The following is a 21,782-nucleotide window of genomic DNA, read 5'->3' as shown; positions in this document are numbered from 1 at the left end:
GTTAGGTCTCTTGTTTAATGGTAGATTGAAATGCTGATGTTAATGATTCAATATCTTTAATGGATATATCACCGATACAACCCACTCTGAAATAATTAATGTTAGTGATGACACCTGGGTAAATGACCAAACCTTTTTGTTTCAACTCGCTATACAGCTTGTCAAAATCGTTAATATTGGTCCCCATCAAATAGGAAACGATAATGGGGGAGTGCGTTGATTCTTGTACTAATGCTTTGAATCCTAGTGAGGTCATTTTTTGTGTGAGAAATTGATAGTTTTGTTTATAACGTTTAGCTCTTGTTTTAACACCGCCTTGGCGATGAAAAAGGCTTAAAGCAGTATTGAACGCTGCGACTACGTGAGTCGGTGGTGAAAAGCGCCATTGGCTTTTTTCTTTCATGTATTGCCATTGACTGAATAGATCAAAACTCATTGAGGTACAGTTGTCTTTCGAGTCAATGAGTTGTTTTTCTTTTATAAAAACAAAAGTGATTCCAGGTACACTTTCGAGGCATTTATTGGCTGATCCGATCAATGCGACAGTTGAAGAAGAGAAGGATGGGTAAGTCATTCCTCCAAATGTAGAAACAGTATCAGCAATGAGTTTTAACTTATTCTTATGTGAAAATTGATCAGCCCAAGCAATATCATTTAATATTCCCGTACTGGTCTCACAGTGGACAAAAGTAACATAATCAAATTCAGAGTAATCGAGATCTAAATCGTCGAGAGACTTTTCATTTATTGGTTGGTCAAATGGAAGTGAAACTAATTCAATTTGGTATCCCGCTAATTTCGCGATTTGGTACATCCTATCGCCGTATACTCCATTTGATAGGGCAAGTATACGTTCTTGTTTTTTGACCAGAGTGGTAATCGTAGCTTCAATTGCAAAAGTAGAGGGACCTTGTAAAAGAACACAAGCATATGCGTGGTCAAATTGATAAATCTTTTCAAGATCATTTAAAACAGATCGCGTTATGGCTTCAAAGTCGGCATCTCTTGAGGGCCAATCATGCAACATAGACGCTTTAGTCTCAGAGGCTGTTGACAAAGGACCTGGGGTAAATAATTTATAAGTCATTATGTTCCACCTCGAATTGTCTATCATTTTTAATGATTTGTGCGAGAAGGGTTTGTTGTATATACCTTAGGTCTTCTTGATTATCACACTCGGCGAAAACCATATCCTGGTCGACAGTCACGATCAAAAGTGATTCTAAATTGAAAAAATATTGCCATATTTCTTCATGTTCAGATTTTTGTTTGGCGTAACCAAATGCTTTTTGAGATAGGGGAGAGCCACACAGCCATGTTGTGAGATTTTTTAATAAAGGTAGGTCGTTTTCCACAATTTTTATTATGCCTAAGCTTTCCCCTGCTAATTCGAGTTTATTAGCGATTTTCGGTGATATTCCTTTGCCAATAAGTTTAGGTTTGTTCTGTTGCAGATAGACTCTTACCTCTTCCTCATCTTTGGATATGTTAGGCGTGACGAATAAGGACGAACCTAGATTGGATTGAACAATAAATTTTGCTAGTTTCTTTTCAAAAATAATGTCTCCATCCAGAATAAAAAGTTCATCGACTAATTGAGTTGAATTTTCCTCAATAAAGTTTAATGCATAGCTTAAACTTAAAGAGGAACCGGTATGCTTGACGTTCGAATAATTGATCACTAATGATACGTTGGTATTTTCAAACTGAGTAAACTGCTGACTGTTTTGAGCATTAACAACTAATACAAAGTTATCGATGCCACTTTCTTTCAGCAATCTTATGTTTCTTTCTATTAAGGTGAAGGATTCATTAGAGTCAGGTTCTTTAAAAGGTATTAGAGATTTGGGGAGATCTCTGTCCATTCTTTTTCCAATACCCGCCAGAAGTATAATGGCAGTACGATTAATCTTTGATGCATGTTGACGCAAATCTTGTACTGTTGGTTGATGAGTCTCTTTAATAGAATATTTTAAGTGACTGATAAATTGATTTGACCAACAACTAATATCATTAAAGATATGGTGGTTCTGTCTTGGTCTTGCAGCACCTATTTGAAAAAAGTATTTCCCTTCTGTTGGTGGACCTAATAGTGTTATACCTGATTCAGCAATACCATCTTTGTTAACGGGTTTGAACTGGTCGGTTAGCTGAAGGCCTCCTGGTTGAAATGGGCTTTCTGTTTCATGTTTATTTTCCCAAAGAGTCACTAAACCCCGATCTAACATATTTTGATATAGAGGTGTGATATCGTTCTCAGCGTGAAATTCGTGTATTTTGGCGTTGATAATGACATTTGCGGTAAAAGCGTGCTTTCCATCACCATCGCTAATGGTATATCCCTTTGTTGAGCATGTCTTGATGACAGGATTGTAACCTAATGAAACATCGAGTACTTCTGCTTTTACTAGCGCTAACATCTTCTGCATGACCTCTAAACTCGCGCCATTACCAAGCCTATTGTGGATCCGCATATATTTATGTAGGAAAGTTTTATGCGAAGAAGGTGTTAACCCACCATCGTCTATGGCATAAGCCATAACTTGTCTTAAGTCTCGCCATACTCCGTCACAAAGCGCTTTTACAGGATTGTCCAAGTTATTCTGTTTCGCGTTTTTGATGTCCTTTTCCATGAACTCGATAATGGCTTGAGTGTATTCAGGCCCTGATAGATTGGCTTTAATGGGGTGGTTGATTTTTTCCCAAGAATATTTATGAGCGCGAATATTCTTGTCGTGATCCCATGGAGAGGTGAGTTGTTCATATATTTTTGAAAACACCCTTGAATTGAGTGGGCGACCTTGAAGCTCTGAGTGTAAATTTATTCCGCTATAGTACTTAAAGTAGTGGATAGCTGCGGAGCGAATAAGTTCATCGGTAAATAATGACGGTGATTGATAAGTTTGATCGAGCATCGACTCGATTGTTTGAATAAGATTATCAACGACTTCATTAATTATATTTTCAAAATATAACGCAGCCTTCTCTCCGTTTCTGCTGTGTTCTAAATTCGCCTTGATAAAACTGTCAACGTTAGATCCTACGGTTCTTTTTATATGATCACCGAATTGTTCACCAAAAAGCGTTTTATAATATAAATACGATTGTTCAAGTCGTATGAGAGGCCAAAGGTGCAACTCAAAATCTAATTTATTAAATTTCCCTATGCCGCGATATTTTCGCAGTTGATCGATGATACGCTGATGAAAGAAACAGCCTTTGTGCTCGAGGGTTTGTATATCTCTTTCTTTTTCATTGTGAGGGCGAGTCATGGTAAATAGTCCACTTCGGCTAAACCCAATCAATTTGGGTTCCCTACCAGAAGGAATATATATATATTCTTGCGAACTATTCTTTTTGAATTGACCTCCATTTCCTTCCGTCAAATACAAGAATACGTCAATTGCGGTTAGCCCTAATCCTTGAACAGCTACAGTTTGAGAAGCATCTATATTTTGTAAATTATCAACCAAAGGGTAGGCATAGTTGATAAAATCAATATTATCATTTTGCTGCGCATGAGCCGCTAAGATCTTATATGGTGCCGAGCTTTTAGGATGATTAGCAGAGTGCCCAGTGGCAAGCAGCAATTGATCACATAAAATGTCTGGGTGTTGATTGGAAACAACTTTGAACTGTTCGCCAACTTTCTCTATATCAAATACCTCACCTTTTATTAGGTTTACCGTTACATGATCTAGGTTATTTAATAACGTAATATACTCGTCAAAATGTATTTTTAATGCTTCTCCATGAAGCGCTCGTTTGGGCCAATCTTGAGACCCCAATTGATATCGGTTGTCTTTTGTTTCTTGGTATTTATTTAGGCACCACTCACTTAACGTTAATCTGTATTTTGGGGGTAAAAGCGGCCCTGCGTTTACATTGGATTCATCTGCAGCAAAACAAACTTGTCCCGCAATTCTGTTGAGAAAGCTTGTTTTAGATTGAGTTGGGCTATGGACTTCTCCAGAACCGAAGTGCCCTGTTTTATCGAAAATGTATATGGTGCAAGGACGTAACTTTTCTCTAAAATGGTTAAAGTTAGCGGCTAGGCGTTCAATTGCGTAGGTACACGTTGGGCCGGCACCGATTATTGCTAAAACGCAAGGTTGATCATTATTGATTGCAGACATTATCTTAAATCTTACCTATGTTGTTTCAGGTATTTTCTGAATCGAAGTGCAACTTCGACTGGTTGAACGCTGGGTCTGGCTAAATTTTTTAAACTGCCAGACTCAATCTTCATATGGACTAACGTTGGCCCTTTTACCTCAAGAGCCTCTTGAACCGCATCTTTAAAACCTTCAATACAGTTTGCTTTATAGATATTTCGGTATCCACAGGCTTGTGCAATTAGAGCAAAGTCCGTTGTTTGTGCACTTGTCTGTTGACCGCCGGTTGAATCGTATGTTTCATTATCCAAAATGATATGGATGAGGTTTTCTGGTGACTGATGTCCAATGGTTGCTAGATTTCCAAGCTTCATTAGTGCGGCGCCGTCACCGTCAATGACCACGACTTTAAGTGGCGTGTTAAGTGAAATACCTAATCCAAGTGCAGAAGCACACCCCATAGAGCCTACTTGATAGAAAAAGTTTGATTGATCTGAAATAGTAAATAATTCTCTGCCTGTTTTACCCGTGCTCGCAATGACCACTGCGTTATCGGGCAGTAAATTCAAACATGTTTCAATTGCTCTAAAGCGAATAGGGCGTTGACCTGAGCTTTGAAAGTTAAAGCGATTGGCTTGACATATTTGTTTGGTGCTAGGCTCATTGATTTTTTCTGTTATTAATAGGTCGTTTGGAATAATTAATGCGTGCGACATTCTGTCGGCGAGTTTATTTGAAAGCTCTTTAAATATTGCTTCAAGTCGTTTTTGACTAGAGTCAATTACATCAGAACCGATATTCAGTAATGATAATAACGACGGTGTAATACTGCCCATAAGTTTATGTTGTGGCTCATCTTTTCTTCCTGGTTGACCTCGCCAGGTTACCATTAGTGCCAGCGGTATTTGAAACGTTTGATTGAGAGAGGTTAAGGGGTTAACGGCATTGCCCAGCCCAGAATTTTGCATCATAACACCTGCATTTATACCTGCTAACCATGCGCCACTTGCTATTCCAATCGCTTCTCCTTCAGAGGTAGCCGTTACATTTTTAATGACCGCATGTGTATCGAATGCGTTGTACAAGGGGGTCATGATAGAGCAAGGTACAGAGGCCCAAAAATTGATATTTTGCTTTTCGACACTGTCTATGATTGCCGAATTCATGCTGTTTTGGCCTCTGAATATTTTGCGAATTCCAAATCAATTGCTGTATTGATATCTATCCAGCCGCCATTTAGGTAAACACATTTTGCATGGACACCATTTTTCAGCAATGTGTCGATTAAGTCATTAATGGAAGCATTTTTGTTGTCCGCAACTATGCGCGTAAGTGTGCTTTTAACATTGTTTAATCCATTTTCTGTTACTTTCAATAATCCTATCCATTGTCCGTGGGCATTTTTGGTATTATCTTCATTTACAACAGATTTAACTTTGGGGGAACTGTCTTTAAATGGGTTGGGAGAAAAAGCTGACGAACAACGTACAAAGCATCCTTTATGGTTTTCTATCTTTTCGTTGCTTTTATCTATGTATAACACGATATCCGCATCAGTCTCATCTTTTGCTAATTCCGTTAGTATGTGGTCATCTAGCAAAAGATCACCATAACAAACGATCGTAGATTCCCTTAATTGGTCAATTGCGCAATTCAGTGAATAACATTCGCCGGTCGATTCATAGCTATCGTTTTTAATGTTTCTTACATCGAATTTGTCTAGTTGTTGGCTAGCGTAACCAGACACAACTGATATATCTAAAATGCCTTTATTTCTAAAACGTTGTATATTGTGTTGCAGAAGGGGCTTACCATTTATTTCGAGTAAACATTTAGGCTGTTTTTTGGTCATACTCTTAAGGTACTCACCACGTGATGCGGCCAAAAATATGATATTTTTGGGATCCAATGTGGGGACATATTTTTTTTCTATGAGCTCCATTTCATGTTCACCACTGAGGCGAAAAATCTCTGTTAAAGGCGCGACTTCTTTTTCGATTGGGAGCAGAGATTTAGAGTTATAAACAGCCTTAGCTGTATCTTGAATGGCTTTAACAGAAGCTCGCAGTGAGTGGTTTGCCCATATTACTGTAGATATTCCTGCTTGTTCAAATTTTTCAGGAGGCGTATTGTAGTACTTTGTCGGAACGATCACTACGGGGCAAGGGGTATCAAATAACTCGCAAAATTCTAGGATTTCATTAGCATGAGAAGCTTTAGAATGAATTAAAATCGCATCTGCACCTGCTTCATAGTACGCTTTTGCGCGACGCAAAGCTTCATTTATTCCCCAGCCAGAAATAAGTGCTTCTGTTCTGGCAACAATGACAAAGTCATCATTTACTTTACTATCGACACCTGCTTTTAATTTAGCGGTAAATTCTGCTACAGACGCCAGTTCTTGCTTCTCGCCAATGAAAGAGTTCTTTTTTGGGAAAATCTTGTCTTCAATACAGCAGCCTGAAATATTTCGTTGTCCAAGCTTCTTAACGACTCGACGAAAACTATTATAGTCACCATAACCTGTGTCTGCGTCTAGTAATATTGGGCAATCTACGGCATCGGTCATATATTCAACAGTGTCTAAGACTTGTGTCCATGAAATTTCATTTCGATCTCTAACCCCTAAAGATGAAGAAATGGTTAAGCCGGAAGCCCAAATCCCTGAAAACCCTGTTTCTTCGATAATTTTTGCGGAGATTGCATTGTGTGCCTCCATTAAATATTCGGTGTTTGGCGAGGTTATTATTTCTTTCAGCGTTCGTTTTTTTTGTTGTTTTTTCATTTTTTTCCCTAAATAGCTGAATTCGAGGGTTTTCAAGGTAGTCGTTTTTACTGCTATAAGTTTGTGAGTATTAATCTTTTGCTAATAATCCAGTTTGGTCGAATGCTTTTAAAAGTTTATTCAAAGTGTTTCTTTCTTCGACACCTATTTTTTTTTGGAAAACATTTGATAAGGCTTCTTCCTCGTGTGTTTTTCCGTTAAATTGCATGACTAAGCTTAATTCAGTTGAAGATAGGGATAGCACTTCATCAAATTCATTTAATCTAGCCATAAAAATTTTGTCGTCATTGATATGAAAATCAACATCAAACTCTAATAGCGGCAGAGTTGGGGAGCCGATATTGTCTGAGCTAGGCAGAGGAAAATTAGTAATTACTTTGAAAAACTTAAATACATGTGGATGAACCAACTTAATTTCAGCATATAAAAATACCCATCTACAAAAAGTAACTATTTCGTGGGCTTGCTCAAGGATTGCTTGGGGTGTGTGTTCGGGTATTTTATGGAGATGCCATACAATATCATCAGCATTTTTACTTTTAAATCTCTGATCCAGTTCTGAAAGGCCAATGTCAGGTAATGATTCTAAAAGTCGACTCCGCCATTTTGCCATTGGATTGGTAATATAATGAGATGCAAGTAAGGCATCAATGGCATGTCCTAAAAGCTCGATGGCTGCGTATGTTATTGAACGGTAATCTTGTCTTTGTTTATGCCCAACGACATCGACTTGAATTGATCTCGCAGTATGACGTGCACAATGGAGCTTAAGGCGTGATAATTCTATTTCATCATATTTAACGATCTGATTTTGTTTCTTATTATCAGAGTCATTTAAATATATACCTTTGAGGTAACGATGAAGCAATTTACGTTCTTCTGAAGAAAAGTTTGCGGCAAATGTTTTGCCCCATCCTCCTTGAATCCAGGCTTTAAAGCGAGTCACTAGCTCTTGAACAGCAGAACGGTGAACGATTTCCATATCAACTAAACATTTACCATTCACCCAAGCAATACTGCCATTTTTTGAAATAGATTTAGGATCACGATCGGTTACGAGGATGAGGTCCATATCAGATTTTAGCGTCGCCAGACCTTCTGATAGAGAGCCAACCACGATTAAAGTATCCTCTTCTATGAGCTGTCCTTCCTCATTTGCAGAGGCCAGCACTTGCTCAATTGAAGTTTGCTTTTTTCTCAGAAATTCTTCTAAATCCATAATTGTTTACTGCTTTGTCTAATTAGTTTTCCGATTTTTATTAAATGGGAAAAGAAATGTTCGCAATTTGAATACGGGATATCAAAGGCGATGCTTTATGTTGCTAATATAAAAATACTTGAGTAGAATGCTGGCCGCCTAATTAGGTGGTCAGCACTCAATATATTAGTATTTATCGATTCATAAATTTATGAAGCAGATAATTACTTAGTTGTATTAGGCTTGAATGGAGCGTTTACAGCTACGAAGCCCTTGTCAGCTTTTACTGAACCTTTTGAGCCAACCTGACACATTTGAAGTTTGCCATTTTCAAATTTACCAGAGATCTTTACATTTGATTTTTGCATTTCAATTTCCTTATATACATTAATACAAATTTTTTATGAATTGATAATTTAAGAAATGATTGCTTTGTAAACTCTTCGTTTAAACAGCATTTAGAACGATAGATTAAAAGTCCTAATTTACCTTGCACCATTTTAATAAAAGTTGCTATTAATCAAATCAATTTTTTAAAGTATAGAACTTCAAAAGTTTGAGTTTGATAACACCAAGGTTTAATTAATTTGGCATATAGTTCACTAGCCAGTATTTAAGACGCTACTTCAACTGTTAGTAGTACTTAAGAAGTAGTGCTTAATGATCTGTTATCATTCCTTTTATATCAACAGGTTATTGCGCCGTAAAATCATGGCGAGCATATATAAAACCATATGTGAATTAATTTTACAACAAAAAAACACCTATATTTTAACATTTTTAGGCTCAAGTCATTGAAGCTATGGCTTCAAGTTACCTAAAAAAACACATTACGAATGAAAGATAAGATGGATATGGTTAGAGGAAAAAACAGAAATGGGTAAATACTGCTTACTCATTACTTAATTTCCTAGCCATCTAAATCTAAGAGTAACGGTAAATTATAATACTTTTTTCTAGGGTGACATCTTTGTTTTCTTGAAATTCCTTATACATTAACTTTTCAATTAGTGCGAGATCATTTTATTTAAATATTGAGGAAAATCGATGAGAGTCTCAATTTTAACTAGAAAAAATCAGGTTTATAAATAATGATTGACAAAAATTTTTCAAGAGGATAGTTTGACAATAAAAATGAGTTTTAGTCTAAAAAGTACAAGTTTAACTAATGTTTTTATTGTGTTATGTATCTTTTTAAGTTAAGTTTTGTATTGAAAATGATGGTTCATATAAAATATTTTAAAATTTAAATTTATGACATTGGCAAGAGGAGAAAAAGTTAACCGAGTTGTGCTGGATATTTTTTATTTTGTTGATGATTGATATAGTTATACAGGCCCTGACGACAAGGTTGTTGAGTGGTAACAAGGATAATAAAAGCGAAAAATGTAATTCCCCCCAATCTAACAGTAAATGATGAACATGTTTTTAAAACGATTTTTAGATCAACTTACTGATTAGTTTGTCTTGGCGGATAAAAAGATCTTCGCAAAATTAAGAGGTTTTCAATGTGCATCGAAGGACATAGATGAATGCGATATTTTTTTTCTATTGGGAACCGACAAAAGTTATATTTGGCCATTCAATCTAAGCAGCTAGTGAGTGTAGCTTACGTCATCGCTACAAACTTAGTGCTACTGGCTGGTGATATATTAAAATTTTCAGCTTCGATTTATGTGTTTGAAATTGAAGGCAGTGTCATGAGCTTTTCTTTGTTAGCCATTGCTGCGTTACTACCTGGTTTTATCATATTTCCCTTGATTGGCGCCGCATTGGATAAGTTTTCAAAACAGAAGTTAATATATCTATCAATTTTTGTTTTTTGGTTAGCTTTGTTGAGCTTGAAGCTAGCGATTAACAACAATGATAGTGACTTTAGCTTTATTCTAGTACTTATGTGCGTCATCAGTTTTGTCGAAGCTTCGCTACAATTATCTTTGGCAAGCATTCTTCCCAATATTACGGAAAATATAAAACTAGGAAAACTTAACTCATTAAATGAAATGCTACGTGCAAGCTCAATGTTTATTTCTCCAATTGTTGCAGCTGGCTTATTTTCTGTTATTTCTATGTCTGATTTTACTCTACTTGCTCTCGTTATTTCAGCTATTTCGTTTTTAATTTTTGGGGTGTTTGCGATAGATGAATCTAAAGTCAATGTCCAAAAAATAGCTCATACAATAGGTCTTGTGGATGGATATAAGAGTGCGCTGCGTTGCATTCTTCGTCATAAAGGGCTATTTGCTGTTCTGATGTTATTTGTTTATTCTAATTTCGCTAATGGCGTATTTTTAGTGCTTATGTTTCCATTAACATTAACATTAGGTTCTGTCGAAGACGCAGGCTTGTACCGAGCCGCACTTGCACTTGGTATGGTATTAGGTGGAGTATTATTATCTCAATTTATTAATCGAATCTTATCTTATGTGCCTATTCTATTGGCCATTAGTGTACCGTTAGTATTGATCAGTTTATTTGCCTTATATTCCAATAATATAGTTAATTCATTTTTACTGTTTTCGGCAGGTTGTGGAATTGCAATGGCCAATGGACTCAGTCAAACGCTCTGGCAACTCAATACTCCAGAACATTTACGAGGTAAAGTGTTTGCGTTAAGAAGATTGGTTGCTTTTAGTGTTTTACCTATTGCTTATTTATGTTCTCCTTTTATTACCGACGGCTTTCAACAATTGAGTGCCTCTTTCGGTCACCAAATTGAATTGACAAGTGCAATGCAGTTTACATTGATTTCAACCTGTTTATTGTCGTTGACATTTGTCTTATTACAGTTAAGAAATATTAGCCTCATAAGAGAAACATTTAGTGCACTTGATTTGGAATCAAAGAATGATATTTCAATTTAGCTTTGAGGATAAATTAGAGATGCTAAAAATCGTTCTGGTTAATCGTTTGGTGGCTTTCAATGTCAATAATTAAGTAAGTTAAACAAATGAATATAAAACAGTCATCACTCACTCTTTGAATCTGATTTTGTCAAGTAGAATGAGTAGGGAAACGAGACAAAACTTGATATGTCGAGGGAGATGTGTTTTGTAACAACATGCTGAAATTAATCAATATAGTTTGTATTGATGGTCATTTTTTTAGATGGTGCTCCTTAATAAGTACAAACTTTCGATTACTCTACATTAAATAAAATTAATCATAAAGAGTCTTAAATTTATGAAAAGGATATTCTACTCAAAATATTTTTCTCTTGCATTTTGTATTGCGATTCTCGTTCTAGGACTCATGAGTCTTTATAGTAACAAGATCCAGTTAATGCCAAATATAGAACCTCCTAAACTATCATTTCAAGTTCTTTGGCCAGGTATGTCTGAAGATTTTCTCATTGCTGAAATTGTTGAACCCTATGAGAGCGTGATCCTTGGCAAGATTAAGAGCATTGAGTCGTTGAAAGTAAAAACATCTGACGAAAAGGTGTCGTTTGAGATAACGCTAAAGTATGGGAGCAACCTGACTGAAATAGAAAATAGACTAACCGCGCTTTTAACACGTACTCGACCGCTCCCGCCAAATGTAAGGCCAATCGTATTTCGACATGGAGGACAGAATGTGTCGAACCGTGTGGTGGGGAGTTATTTTATTACATCTGAAACTGGTTATTTTACTGATCAACAGCTCGATTTTATCAAGAATATTGCTCTACATCAGTTTAATTTGGTAGAGGGGGTCGAATCTGTTGAACTTAATCCACTGCTAGAGCGAGAACTGCAAATAAAACTGGATATGAGCAAGCTATTTCAAATGCAAATGAGTTTTGAGTTGGTCAGAGATACCGTTCGTAATCTTCTAATTCAACCTGTTTCTAGATTATATAAAAATGAAGATGTTATAACCGCCACTTTTCAACGCACAGAAACGCTTGAAAGTATTAGGCAATTACCCATATCTACTGTAAATGGTTCGATAATCCGGCTAAATAATATAGCCGACATCTCTGTTAAGGCAATTAGAACAACGGCTTCAGTCCGTTTCGATGGTAAACCTGCAATTGCCATGCGTATTCTTCGAGAAAATACAGCAAATTTAATTGAAGTGCAGCAAAGTGTTGATGATATTTTAGCTCAAGAGCAAAGTGTGATGGCTCAAGCTGGCTTGACTTATAACTTATCCTTTGACACAGCTTTATTTATTACAAGAGCAATTTCTTGGGTGGTGACAACCTTGATTCTTGGCGTTGCGCTTACCACGCTGGTTTCGTTCTACTTTTTTAAGCGATTACAACCAACCATATTATCTTGTGTTATAACGATACTATCCGTTTTTGGGATTTTTATTGTTCTCGCTTTAACGAATACTTCCATCAACATTATTTCCTTGGCTGGCATTACTTTTGCTACCGGCATGTTTGTAGATGGCGTTCTCATTTACATAGAATATTTAGATCGAACCTCATCAGAACATAAGGTAAACGAGGCATCAATACGAGCATCATTAAATAAGTTAGTTCCGCCTTTATTTGCGTCATTGTTGACGACCATTGTTGTATTTTTACCTGTTGTTTTTGGAAAGGGGGTTGAGGCTCAATTATTTAAAGGTCTGAGTATAGCGATAACATCAGGCTTAATCTTTGCGTTTATGTTAACTGTTTTGCTAACCCCTATTTTTGCTGTTTATTTCATGCCTAGTCGAAAAGCTCATACTCCCAGAGAATTTGGAATTAAACCTGTTGTTAAGGCCGTTGAATTTATTGTGGCTAACCAACGCCGAAGTAAAGCTGTTTTGGGGGGGGTGATATTCGCGAGTTTAAGCGCCTTAATTGTTTTTTTCCCTGCTTTGGGTTACTTACCAGAAGTTAAGAGAGATGCGGTTGATATTTATGTTCCGATAGCTCCCAATAAAACGATGGATTCAGTTAATAAAAATGTCGTTGAACCAATAAATGAGATTATTCAAAGTATTCCTAAGCATATTGAAGTGAAGAGTGATTACGTCATAGGGTGGCCCTTTTTTGTTACCGCAGGCGTTAGACTAAATGACAACAGTTTACTGACCGATTTAGAAAGTTATTTAAAAGAGGCACTTAAAAATCAACTTCCTCAAAACAGAACCATTGTTATGCGAGGACAACTATTTGGAGGGGTTGAAGGCGGTAATAGTATTAAGGTAAACCTTTTTGTCAGTGACAAAAGTTGGTTATCACAACATATCAGTGAAATGCGCAGTTTAATTGAAAAGTCTATACCAGGTGTTGCATTAAACATAATACCTAAATTAGAGACTCAAAAAACGGAGTTCGAATTTGTGGCTAATTTGCCACAATTGATTCAGTTGAATGTGACGAACATTGAAATGAAAAATGTTGTCAAAGCGCTAGGTGAATCGGATTTTATTGGAAAATGGAATAGTGGAGACGAAGTATTAAATGCCTATATTTCAATTGATAATACGAGCTCCAATATAAGCGAAATACCTTATGTCGCCTCTAATGGTGATAGAACATATCTAGGAGAAATGTTTACAATTGAAGAATTTAAAAAATGGGCATCATTTGATCGCCTAAATGGGATCCCTGCTGCCACAATTAACTTACGTATAACAGACAAAGCCCTTTCTGTTTCAGAGGTACTGGTTGTCTTAGAGAAAGAAATAGTGCCTAAGTTAAAGGAAATCATTGGAGCAAAAGGTTTGGTTAGCATCGAAGGCAGTGTGGCGAGCTTGACCAAAGCGAAAGTCTTTTTACTCGCCATGCTGTTATTTTCCTTGGTATCATTTTTTGTCATTATTTCTTATACCTTAAAATCAATGAGAAATAGCATTGTGGTTATATTTTCTTTGCTTCCTGCTATTGCCGGTGGTGTATTTGGATTCCACATTTTAGCCCTTTTTACACCTGCGGATTTCAATATACTCACTATGCTGGGCTTTGCAATTATGTTAGGTATCGTTTCTAACAATGCGATATTACTGATTGATTCTATTAGCCGACATAGCAAGGATTTTAATCATTCATATGCGATAGTCAATGGAGTAAAAGAACGGTTCAGGGCCGTTCTTATTAGCTCTGTTACCACTATTTTTGCAAGTATTCCGCTACTCCTTTTTCCATCGGATGCTTCGATTATCTATCAAGGGATTGTTGCCGTCATAGTCGGTGGTATTTTTACTAATTTGTTAACAGTCACTTTTGTTTCCGCTAGTGCTGCAAATATCTTGGTAGTTGGGCGCAGAGACAGTGCGATCATGCAGCCAACCCAACCCACCCCTTTAGAAAAGGTAGCCTAATGTCAAAATTTGTTAGTTTTTTATTATTAGTCATCATATCTCAACATGTTGCTAGTGTTGAAGTTCCTGACATTGTGCTGCCAGGGACAGTCTATTCTAAATCGAAGGTTCAATTATATGCTGAACAAGAAGGCCTGTTGACTTACGTATTGGATACTGGTACCGGATTTAAAAAAGGAAATGTAATCGCTAAAATTGAGCAGGATAATGACAATCAGCAGCTGGTGATTTTGAAACGCCAACTAGCGTTAAAAAAGCAGATCATAGAGGAATATCAAAATATTATTTTCAGCTATAAAACGTTAGTTGAAAGTCATTCAGTTTCAGATGAGATGAGAGCACAAAAGCATATTGATTATTTAAATGCGGCTCAAGAACTCAGTATTATTGAACAAAATATCCTTAATCTCGAATTTGTCATCGACAAAAAAAATATTCGAGCTCCTTATGATGGTGTTGTGCTTCAACGCAATGGCAATATGAATGAATTTATTAATGAAGGTCAAAAGGTTGCATTATTATTCAATCCAAAAAATATGTTTGTAAAAGTGCAAATTCCTTATCAAAGCTTCGACAAACTGGATCTCTCGAGTGCTTATTTTAAGCAAAAAGATATAAAGGTGGATTTGCCATTAGATTATGTATTGCCACATGTCGATGCTAAATCAGGCACAGTGATCGCCAGCTTTAGCCTTTATGAACAGGAAATTCTCATCGGTCAGGGCTTAAAAGTCTTGATCCCAGCGAAAAAAATTTAGTGGGTAACTAACGATGATAAAAAAGTTTATCTCTAGAATAGGTAAAGAAAACGTTTATCAGTATATTCAGACTTCGCAGCAACGTTTACCCATTCAACAGTTGGAGAAAAAAGCAGATTTATGGGCTTCACTACTTGCAGACCAATTGGGAACAAATACTGAGCACTGGCCCCATGTTATACCGATAGTTTCCCCGCGTTCCATTGATTATATTCAGGCGGTATTGGCTTGTTGGAAACTGGGAATTGGGGTTGCGCCTATATTTGAAGGCACACCACCTCAAAGATTAAACCACATTCTAAAAGAACTTAGTTGCAAATTTGTTATCAATCTTGCGCCCAAATCAACAGAAAGCGAAGCACTGGAAATATCCTTTAATACGAATGTTAATGCTTCTTTTGAACTCACTAACAGGCCGTCGATAAAAGCTGATATTGCCTACGTAGTATATACCTCAGGCACAACGGGGCGACCAAAAGGATGTGTCATTGGGTTTGAAACCTTGTTACCTGTAGTGGATGTCTTTTGTCAATACTACGGCTTAAACCCTAGCAGCAGAATAACATTTAGCGCTAATACCGCTTTTGATGCTGCAATGATGGAATGGTTACCCGCCCTCAATTGTGGCGCGAACCTTTTTATTGTTGACAATCAAGTTCTCTTGAATCCTCGAAGGTTAACCGAATTTTATTCGCTTCATCAAATTACTTTCTCTTGGTTACCGACTCCTATAGCAGAAATATTAATGCGGGACCCATTAGTTATTCTGCCGGAAAGTTTACACGTTTTGCAAACCGCAGGTCAGCAGTTAATGACAAGGCCACCAAAGCACTGGACTGTAAGGGTTGAGAATGCTTACGGTCCTTCAGAAGCGACAGTGATCACAACTTCAGGTCTCGTTTCAAGTGAGTCGGGTGTTTTGCCTGACATTGGGATCCCGCTTCCGGGGATTAAGTGTGCGATTGTTGATAATGATCTTAAGCCTGTCGCGCAAGGTCAGGAAGGAGAGCTCATTATTTATGGTATTGGAGTTGGGCGAGGGTATATTGATAAAAAAATCAAAGAAAATAAAAATTTTGTACTATTTACTGATCGAACAGGTGTTAAGCATAGATCTTATCGTACAGGAGATCTATGCAGAGAAAACCAAGCACGGAAAATAGAATATGTCGGTCGCATAGATAAACAAATAAAGTTGAATGGTTTTCGAATTGAAGCTGGCGAAATACTGTCTCATTTAATGGATCTCAAAGGCATAAAACAGTCTCATGTTGTGAAGCAACAACTTGGGCGAGGCGAAGCCTTAATCGCCTATATTGTCGTTGAGTCAAATAAAGGCATTTCTGATTTAGAGATAAAAACCTTTTTAGGAGAAAGGCTGCCTAGCTATATGCTTCCGACTCATTTTGTTAGGCTTGAATGCTTGCCATTAACACCTAATCTGAAACTGGATGAGTCTGCTTTACCCAAACCGGTATTGGAAATAAAACCCGCTGATGACTCGATAGAAAGTCTTAATTCTAAAGAAGCGAAGTTTCTCAATCTGTTTCGCACACAATTAGGTTTGAATATTGATTGGGAGGACGATTTTTTTCAGCGTGGAGGGAATTCAGTTACGGCAATCTCGATAGCGGCTCAGGTGTATAAGTCATTTAAACTGCATTTACCGTTTGAGCTGTTTCAAACTCTTGGTTCGCCAAATAAGATTTGGTTTGCAATAAAGAGTAATACTTACTCAACAACTGAAATTAATACTAGAAGTATAAATAAATCTACTCAAGGTGGATATTTTGACGTTGCTCTTTCATCCTCTCAGCGCTCAATATGGTATTTAGCGAACATGAATATAGAGGACAAAGCATATCATGCTAAGTCTCAACTTAGCCTATCAGGTAAAGTGAATGAAAAAGCGGTAGAGCATGCCCTTCAGAAAATTGTTGAGCGACACAGTATTTTCAGAACCGCTTTTGTTGATGAGCAAGGAGAAGGTATTCAACGGGTTTATGCAAACTTTAAAGTGGTTCTGCAAGTCTTTGACTTCTCGACTCTGGACCCGAATGTCAGTGCTGACAAGTTAGATGAAGTCATTAGCGATAAGTTAAATCAACCATTTGATTTGTCTGTGCTCCCACTTGTGCGTTGGGGGTTGGTAAAAATGCCTAACGGTAAAAATATTTTGGTGCATATAGAGCACCATCTCGTGCACGATGGCTGGTCATACAATTTATTTTTAGAGGACTTTCTATTTTATTATGCAAAATATATTGAAAATAATGATAAAGAGAGAGAAAAGCCTACACAATATGCGGATTTTTGTATTACTCAATTGAAGTGGCTTGAAACGGAAGAGGCGGCCGCACAGCTTGAATATTGGCGATGCCAACTTCAAGGGGCGAGTAAAATGACGAATCTACCCACATTTCCCACTAAGAGCGATGACACAAGTCAAGGAAAAACGATTCGAGTTCAAGTTGAACGTAGTATGTGGTCTAAAATTGAAAAATTTGTAGAGCTAAGAAAGGAAACACCCTTTAGTTTCATGCTTGCAGCTTTTCATGTGATGTTGTCCCAATATTCTGGTGATAAAGACATTAATATTGGTTCTGCGTTTGCTAACCGTCAATGGGCAAATGCAAACTCTATTATAGGTATGATGATTAATACGGTTGTTTTACGTAATGCTTATGATGAGTCAACGACTGTTCATGAATTTTTAAAAATGAGTGCGCAATGTGTGTCGAAAGCGCAGAAGAATCAAGCGCTCCCTTTTGAACATCTTGTTCAACAGTTAAATCCTTCTCGAGAGTTTGCGGTGAATCCATTTTTTCAAGTGTTTTTTGGTTTTCATGATTCACCAATGCCAGAAATGGTCATACCTAATATTCAGGCTGTACAAGTTTATGAAGCAATAGACAGTCACGCGGCTAAGTTTGATTTATCAGTAGTCGTCATTCCAAGGAAAGGTCAGGTGGGTGACAATGATCCTGTGCACATGTTATGGGAGTTTAAAACCGCTCGTTTTCCTGAGTGGTTTATAGAGAGCATGATGCAGAGCTATTTGAAAATACTTAATTTGTTTTTAGAGCGTTGTTCTAGTCTTGTTTGTGAGTTACCGGTGGATGCGCCAGTGATTTGTGGTCCAAAATTAAAAATTCAAGAACAAACTGTATTTGAACAATTTAAAAAGAGGGCTTTGCAATTTCCTGAAAATAAAGCTGTGACATGTTCAGGGCAATCAATTACTTATAGTGAGTTACTTGAATGTGTAGAGGCTAAAGCTTCTTTATTATCTTCACTTTCAATGGATCTAGGTCAGTATATAGGGATATGTCTACCAAGAGGTGTCGATAGTGTTGCCTGGATGTTGGCTTGTCAAGCCGTTGGAAGGGGCTATATTCCAATTGATCCTGATTACCCCAAAGAACGCATTGACTATGTTATCAAACAAAGTGGTATTCAATATGTCGTCACTACTGATAACCACTTTGATGTCAGTCCCATTGCGCCTGATGCCAGTAGTCATCAACCGTTTATCGAATCGTTGGTTAACTCAACAAATCCTATGTATTGTATATACACCTCGGGAAGCTCTGGGAACCCTAAGGGGGTAGAGATAAGCTATGGTGCATTTGCTAGCTTTTTAACGTCCATGTCCAAAGAATTTTCTATTGGCAGTCATGACACTTGGTTAGCACTGACTTCATTTTCGTTCGATATTTCAACTCTTGAGCTATTCCTTCCTCTGTCTCATGGCGCAGAAGTGATCTTGGCTACGAATGAAGAAATAAACAATGTCAATGCATTAATGTCATTCTTACAAGATGCTAGAGTCACTTACTGTCAAGCGACGCCAAGCATGTGGAAAGTGTTACTCTTATCAGGTTGGAAGCCTCTCTCCTCTCAGATAATTTTATGTGGTGGAGAACCTATGGATGTGCCTTTGGCACAAGGATTAAGTCAGAATGGAAATCTTTGTTTCAATATGTATGGTCCGACAGAAACAACTGTTTGGTCGTCTATGAAGCGTATAGAGGTGAGCAGTCAAACGCATTTTTTTAGTCTAGGCAAACCGATTGCAAATACTCAGTTTCATGTCCTAGACGCTAACCTTGTACCAGTCCCAAAAGGCGCAATAGGTGAGTTATGGATCAGTGGATGTGCCTTGGCTAATGGTTATTTACACAACACAAGGTTAACGAATGAACGGTTTATATTATCACCTCAGACAGGACAGCGAATGTACCGAACAGGTGATTTAGTCTGGGTAGATAATCATCTTGAACTTCAGTTTGTTGGGCGAATAGACCAGCAAGTAAAACTATCTGGCTTTCGAATAGAATTAGAAGAAATTGAGCAAGTTTTAAAGCGACATCATGGTGTTACCCAATGTGCGATTGTTGTTCGTGAGTCAAATGGTGTTGAGCAATTGGTTGCTTTTATGCAAACAAATGGCACAGAGCAGGAGATGATTGAGGTTTGTCGCAACTCATTGCCATCTTATATGGTGCCTAGCCGAATTGTTATTTTAGATGAGTTACCTCTTACTCCTAATAAAAAAGTGGATAAAGGCGCTCTACCGCAAATAGACACAATAAAGTTGATTAATGACTTAAAGCTCACTCCGGTAGAAAAGAGTTTATCAGATATCATTTGTCGTCATTTAAAAGTTAAAGATATTGATATTTTTGCGAGTTTTTACGCTCTAGGCTGTAGTTCGTTAATGGCTATGAGAATATGTGCGATAATCGAACAAGAAATGACCTTTACGATTCGAGCGATAGATTTTCTTCGCTTGGGTTCCGTGCGAGCCGTTGCTAGCTTCGTTGACTCTACTGCTAAAGATATGTCTGATGTTGTGGAGGAGCTGACGATATGAACGTAAGTATGTTTTTGATGGAGCTTTCCAAGCAAGGCGTTTCTGTAAGGGCTGCAGATAATCAGTTAAAAATTAAATCAAAGAATAGCCCTATTCCTAACCAAATAGTTGAAAAACTAAAAAAACATAAAGAACTGATACTTAACTACTTGGCTGAGATCAAAATTGAATCCCTAGAACTAGCACCATTAGATGCTTTTGTAAAAAAGGGGGGAATTGAGATTTCTGCTTCTCAAAAAGAGTTATGGCCAGTATATAAGTTATCAGAAGCAGAGCATTACAATATTCCACTTTGCTATGATTTAAAAGGTGAATTAGATGTCGCTCGTTTAACGTCTGCACTGAAGTGGGTTTATAAAAATATCGATGTCTTACACTGTGTTTTTAAAGAAGTCGATGACAAGGTGTTAATGAGGCCTAATTATTTGAGCGAATGGACCGTTGCTGTGGCAAGTGGGAATGAGGACGATATTCAAAGAGCGCTCAAATATGAAACGGAGCGAAAGTTTAATTTGTACTTAGGTCCACTTTTTATTGCTAAAATAATTAATATTGCTTTTAATCATTCCGTATTAATACTCAACTTCCCGCACATTATTATTGATGGCATTTCTATCGATATTTTGTTAAAAAAAATAGTTAAAATATATAACAATGACAATATTGCTCCTCCTGAGTTTGGTTATTTAGACCTCATTCAATTTCAATTAGGTGATAGTCGTGAGCAAACTTATTGGAAGCAAAGGCTCGATATGTGTAAACCCCTTAGTTTACACTCTATTTCACTTCCTCTAAAAAGTGGAGTTCATAATCGATTTTACGCATTGAACGAAAATGAGAATGTTTACTTAACGCAAATGGCTAAACAATCTCAAGTCTCGTTATTTAGTGCCGCTTTATATTGCTGGGCAAAAACATTATGTGAATATGCAGGTCAAGCTGAAGTCGTGATCAGTTCACCACACATGAATCGTAGACACAATCAATCAGGGGACATAATTGGCCATTTAGCTCAACTTATTCCAATTCGATTTCACTCCAGTACTTGTTTAGCCGATTTTCAGCAACAACTGCATTGTGACTTTTCTGCTAAGGTATTTGACCCATCATCGTTTGATGAGGCAAATCGGTTCGAGGATGTAAACTTGCTTTTTCGACAAGTGGTCTTTTCTTGGCAAGAAGAAACCAATGACTTGATTAGAGTGGCTAATTTATCAATATCAAGGCGAGATCCACGTTCTTTTAAATCAAAATTTCCATTGAGCCTTGCTTGTTTTACATCGAGTGATGGGATCAGACTAAAATGGGAATTTGATCCCAGTATATTGAGCGAGTCAACAATAGAGCGGCTCGAATTTTTGTTTCTATCGAATATTCGAGGTGAAAAGCCGAGTTGGCCTAAAATGCCATGCTGGGAAGAAACACCCAGTGTATTAGCGGCTTTTTCAGAACAAGTGATGTTACAAAAAGAGCGAATGGCTGTTCGCACAAGTCAAGAAGGGATAAGCTACGGCGCACTTTGGCTGCAAGGTGAACAGATTGCTAAAAGCCTCCATCATTTCGGTGTCAAACAAGGTGATGCAGTCGCAGTGAGTTTACCCCATTCGTTAGATTTAAGTATTGCGTTAGTCGGCATCATGATGGCGGGAGCTGTGTATGTCCCTATGTCGCAACATGCCCCTGAGCACCACATTAAAACAGTTATCAAGCAGAGTGGCTTGAGTCTCTGTATAGGTCAGCCTTTAAACAGTAAAGACGTGAAATCCTATTCGATAAAAAGCCTACTCAATGTTCAAAGTGC

General features: G+C 37.4%; 11 protein-coding genes. 5 read left to right on the top strand and 6 right to left on the bottom strand.

Translation table 11 applies throughout. From position 1 onward, the window contains the following. Position 1 precedes the first annotated feature (1 nt). From Q0779_RS13095 to Q0779_RS13070, 6 genes are all read right to left on the bottom strand, one after another. The gene (locus Q0779_RS13095; protein WP_298773182.1) at positions 2-1,087 is read right to left on the bottom strand and encodes a 2-aminoethylphosphonate--pyruvate transaminase; all 1,086 of its coding nucleotides are present in this window, start codon (positions 1,085-1,087) and stop codon (positions 2-4) included. Further along, positions 1,077-4,136 carry an Sden_1164 family protein gene (locus tag Q0779_RS13090; RefSeq protein WP_298773181.1) on the bottom strand — a complete coding sequence of 1,020 codons (3,060 nt, stop codon included), beginning with the start codon at positions 4,134-4,136 and terminating at the stop codon, positions 1,077-1,079. Before Q0779_RS13090 ends, Q0779_RS13095 begins: the two co-directional genes overlap by 11 nt. 11 nt (positions 4,137-4,147) lie before the next feature. Then, positions 4,148-5,281 carry a phosphonopyruvate decarboxylase gene (gene aepY, locus Q0779_RS13085; RefSeq protein ID WP_298773180.1) on the bottom strand — a complete coding sequence of 378 codons (1,134 nt, stop codon included), beginning with the start codon at positions 5,279-5,281 and terminating at the stop codon, positions 4,148-4,150. Next, positions 5,278-6,900, bottom strand: a complete 1,623-nt coding sequence (aepX, locus tag Q0779_RS13080; RefSeq protein WP_298773178.1) for a phosphoenolpyruvate mutase — start codon at positions 6,898-6,900, stop codon at positions 5,278-5,280. The genes aepY and aepX overlap by 4 nt, the downstream gene beginning before the upstream one ends. A gap of 70 nt (positions 6,901-6,970) precedes the next feature. Next, positions 6,971-8,119 carry a hypothetical protein gene (locus Q0779_RS13075; protein ID WP_298773176.1) on the bottom strand — a complete coding sequence of 383 codons (1,149 nt, stop codon included), beginning with the start codon at positions 8,117-8,119 and terminating at the stop codon, positions 6,971-6,973. Positions 8,120-8,322: 203 nt separating this feature from the next. After that, positions 8,323-8,466 (bottom strand): hypothetical protein, encoded by a 144-nt coding sequence (locus Q0779_RS13070; RefSeq protein WP_298773175.1) that lies wholly within the window; start codon positions 8,464-8,466, stop codon positions 8,323-8,325. A gap of 1,164 nt (positions 8,467-9,630) precedes the next feature. Between Q0779_RS13070 and Q0779_RS13065 the strand changes: the two genes are divergently transcribed. The 5 genes from Q0779_RS13065 to Q0779_RS13045 form a co-directional block, all read left to right on the top strand. After that, the gene (locus Q0779_RS13065; RefSeq protein WP_298773174.1) at positions 9,631-10,962 is read left to right on the top strand and encodes an MFS transporter; all 1,332 of its coding nucleotides are present in this window, start codon (positions 9,631-9,633) and stop codon (positions 10,960-10,962) included. A 319-nt stretch (positions 10,963-11,281) separates the two neighbouring features. Beyond that, positions 11,282-14,347: an efflux RND transporter permease subunit gene (locus Q0779_RS13060; protein WP_298773173.1), complete on the top strand. Its 3,066-nt coding sequence runs from the start codon at positions 11,282-11,284 to the stop codon at positions 14,345-14,347. Further along, complete coding sequence (locus Q0779_RS13055) at positions 14,347-15,105, top strand: HlyD family efflux transporter periplasmic adaptor subunit (protein WP_298773171.1); 759 nt, start codon at positions 14,347-14,349, stop codon at positions 15,103-15,105. Before Q0779_RS13060 ends, Q0779_RS13055 begins: the two co-directional genes overlap by 1 nt. A 13-nt stretch (positions 15,106-15,118) precedes the next feature. After that, a complete protein-coding gene (locus tag Q0779_RS13050) occupies positions 15,119-19,981 on the top strand; it encodes a non-ribosomal peptide synthetase (protein WP_298773170.1) in 4,863 nt (1,620 codons plus the stop codon). Then, positions 19,978-21,782 (top strand): condensation domain-containing protein (locus Q0779_RS13045; RefSeq protein ID WP_298773169.1); only part of this gene is annotated, 1,805 nt, incomplete at its 3' end. The genes Q0779_RS13050 and Q0779_RS13045, both read left to right, overlap by 4 nt.

Source organism: uncultured Shewanella sp. (genome assembly GCF_947491715.1).
Classification (GTDB): Bacteria; Pseudomonadota; Gammaproteobacteria; order Enterobacterales; family Shewanellaceae; genus Shewanella.
Note: the sequence above shows the minus strand (reverse complement) of the source record. Positions and strands in the feature narration are given on the sequence as shown.

What these genes read in the sequence shown, in the direction of transcription:
- Q0779_RS13095 (WP_298773182.1), bottom strand. Translation starts at nt 1,087, where the DNA reads ATGACTTATAAATTATTTACCCCAGGTCCTTTGTCAACAGCCTCTGAG.
- Q0779_RS13090 (WP_298773181.1), bottom strand. Translation starts at nt 4,136, where the DNA reads ATGTCTGCAATCAATAATGATCAACCTTGCGTTTTAGCAATAATCGGT.
- aepY (WP_298773180.1), bottom strand. Translation starts at nt 5,281, where the DNA reads ATGAATTCGGCAATCATAGACAGTGTCGAAAAGCAAAATATCAATTTT.
- aepX (WP_298773178.1), bottom strand. Translation starts at nt 6,900, where the DNA reads ATGAAAAAACAACAAAAAAAACGAACGCTGAAAGAAATAATAACCTCG.
- Q0779_RS13075 (WP_298773176.1), bottom strand. Translation starts at nt 8,119, where the DNA reads ATGGATTTAGAAGAATTTCTGAGAAAAAAGCAAACTTCAATTGAGCAA.
- Q0779_RS13070 (WP_298773175.1), bottom strand. Translation starts at nt 8,466, where the DNA reads ATGCAAAAATCAAATGTAAAGATCTCTGGTAAATTTGAAAATGGCAAA.
- Q0779_RS13065 (WP_298773174.1), top strand. Translation starts at nt 9,631, where the DNA reads ATGCGATATTTTTTTTCTATTGGGAACCGACAAAAGTTATATTTGGCC.
- Q0779_RS13060 (WP_298773173.1), top strand. Translation starts at nt 11,282, where the DNA reads ATGAAAAGGATATTCTACTCAAAATATTTTTCTCTTGCATTTTGTATT.
- Q0779_RS13055 (WP_298773171.1), top strand. Translation starts at nt 14,347, where the DNA reads ATGTCAAAATTTGTTAGTTTTTTATTATTAGTCATCATATCTCAACAT.
- Q0779_RS13050 (WP_298773170.1), top strand. Translation starts at nt 15,119, where the DNA reads ATGATAAAAAAGTTTATCTCTAGAATAGGTAAAGAAAACGTTTATCAG.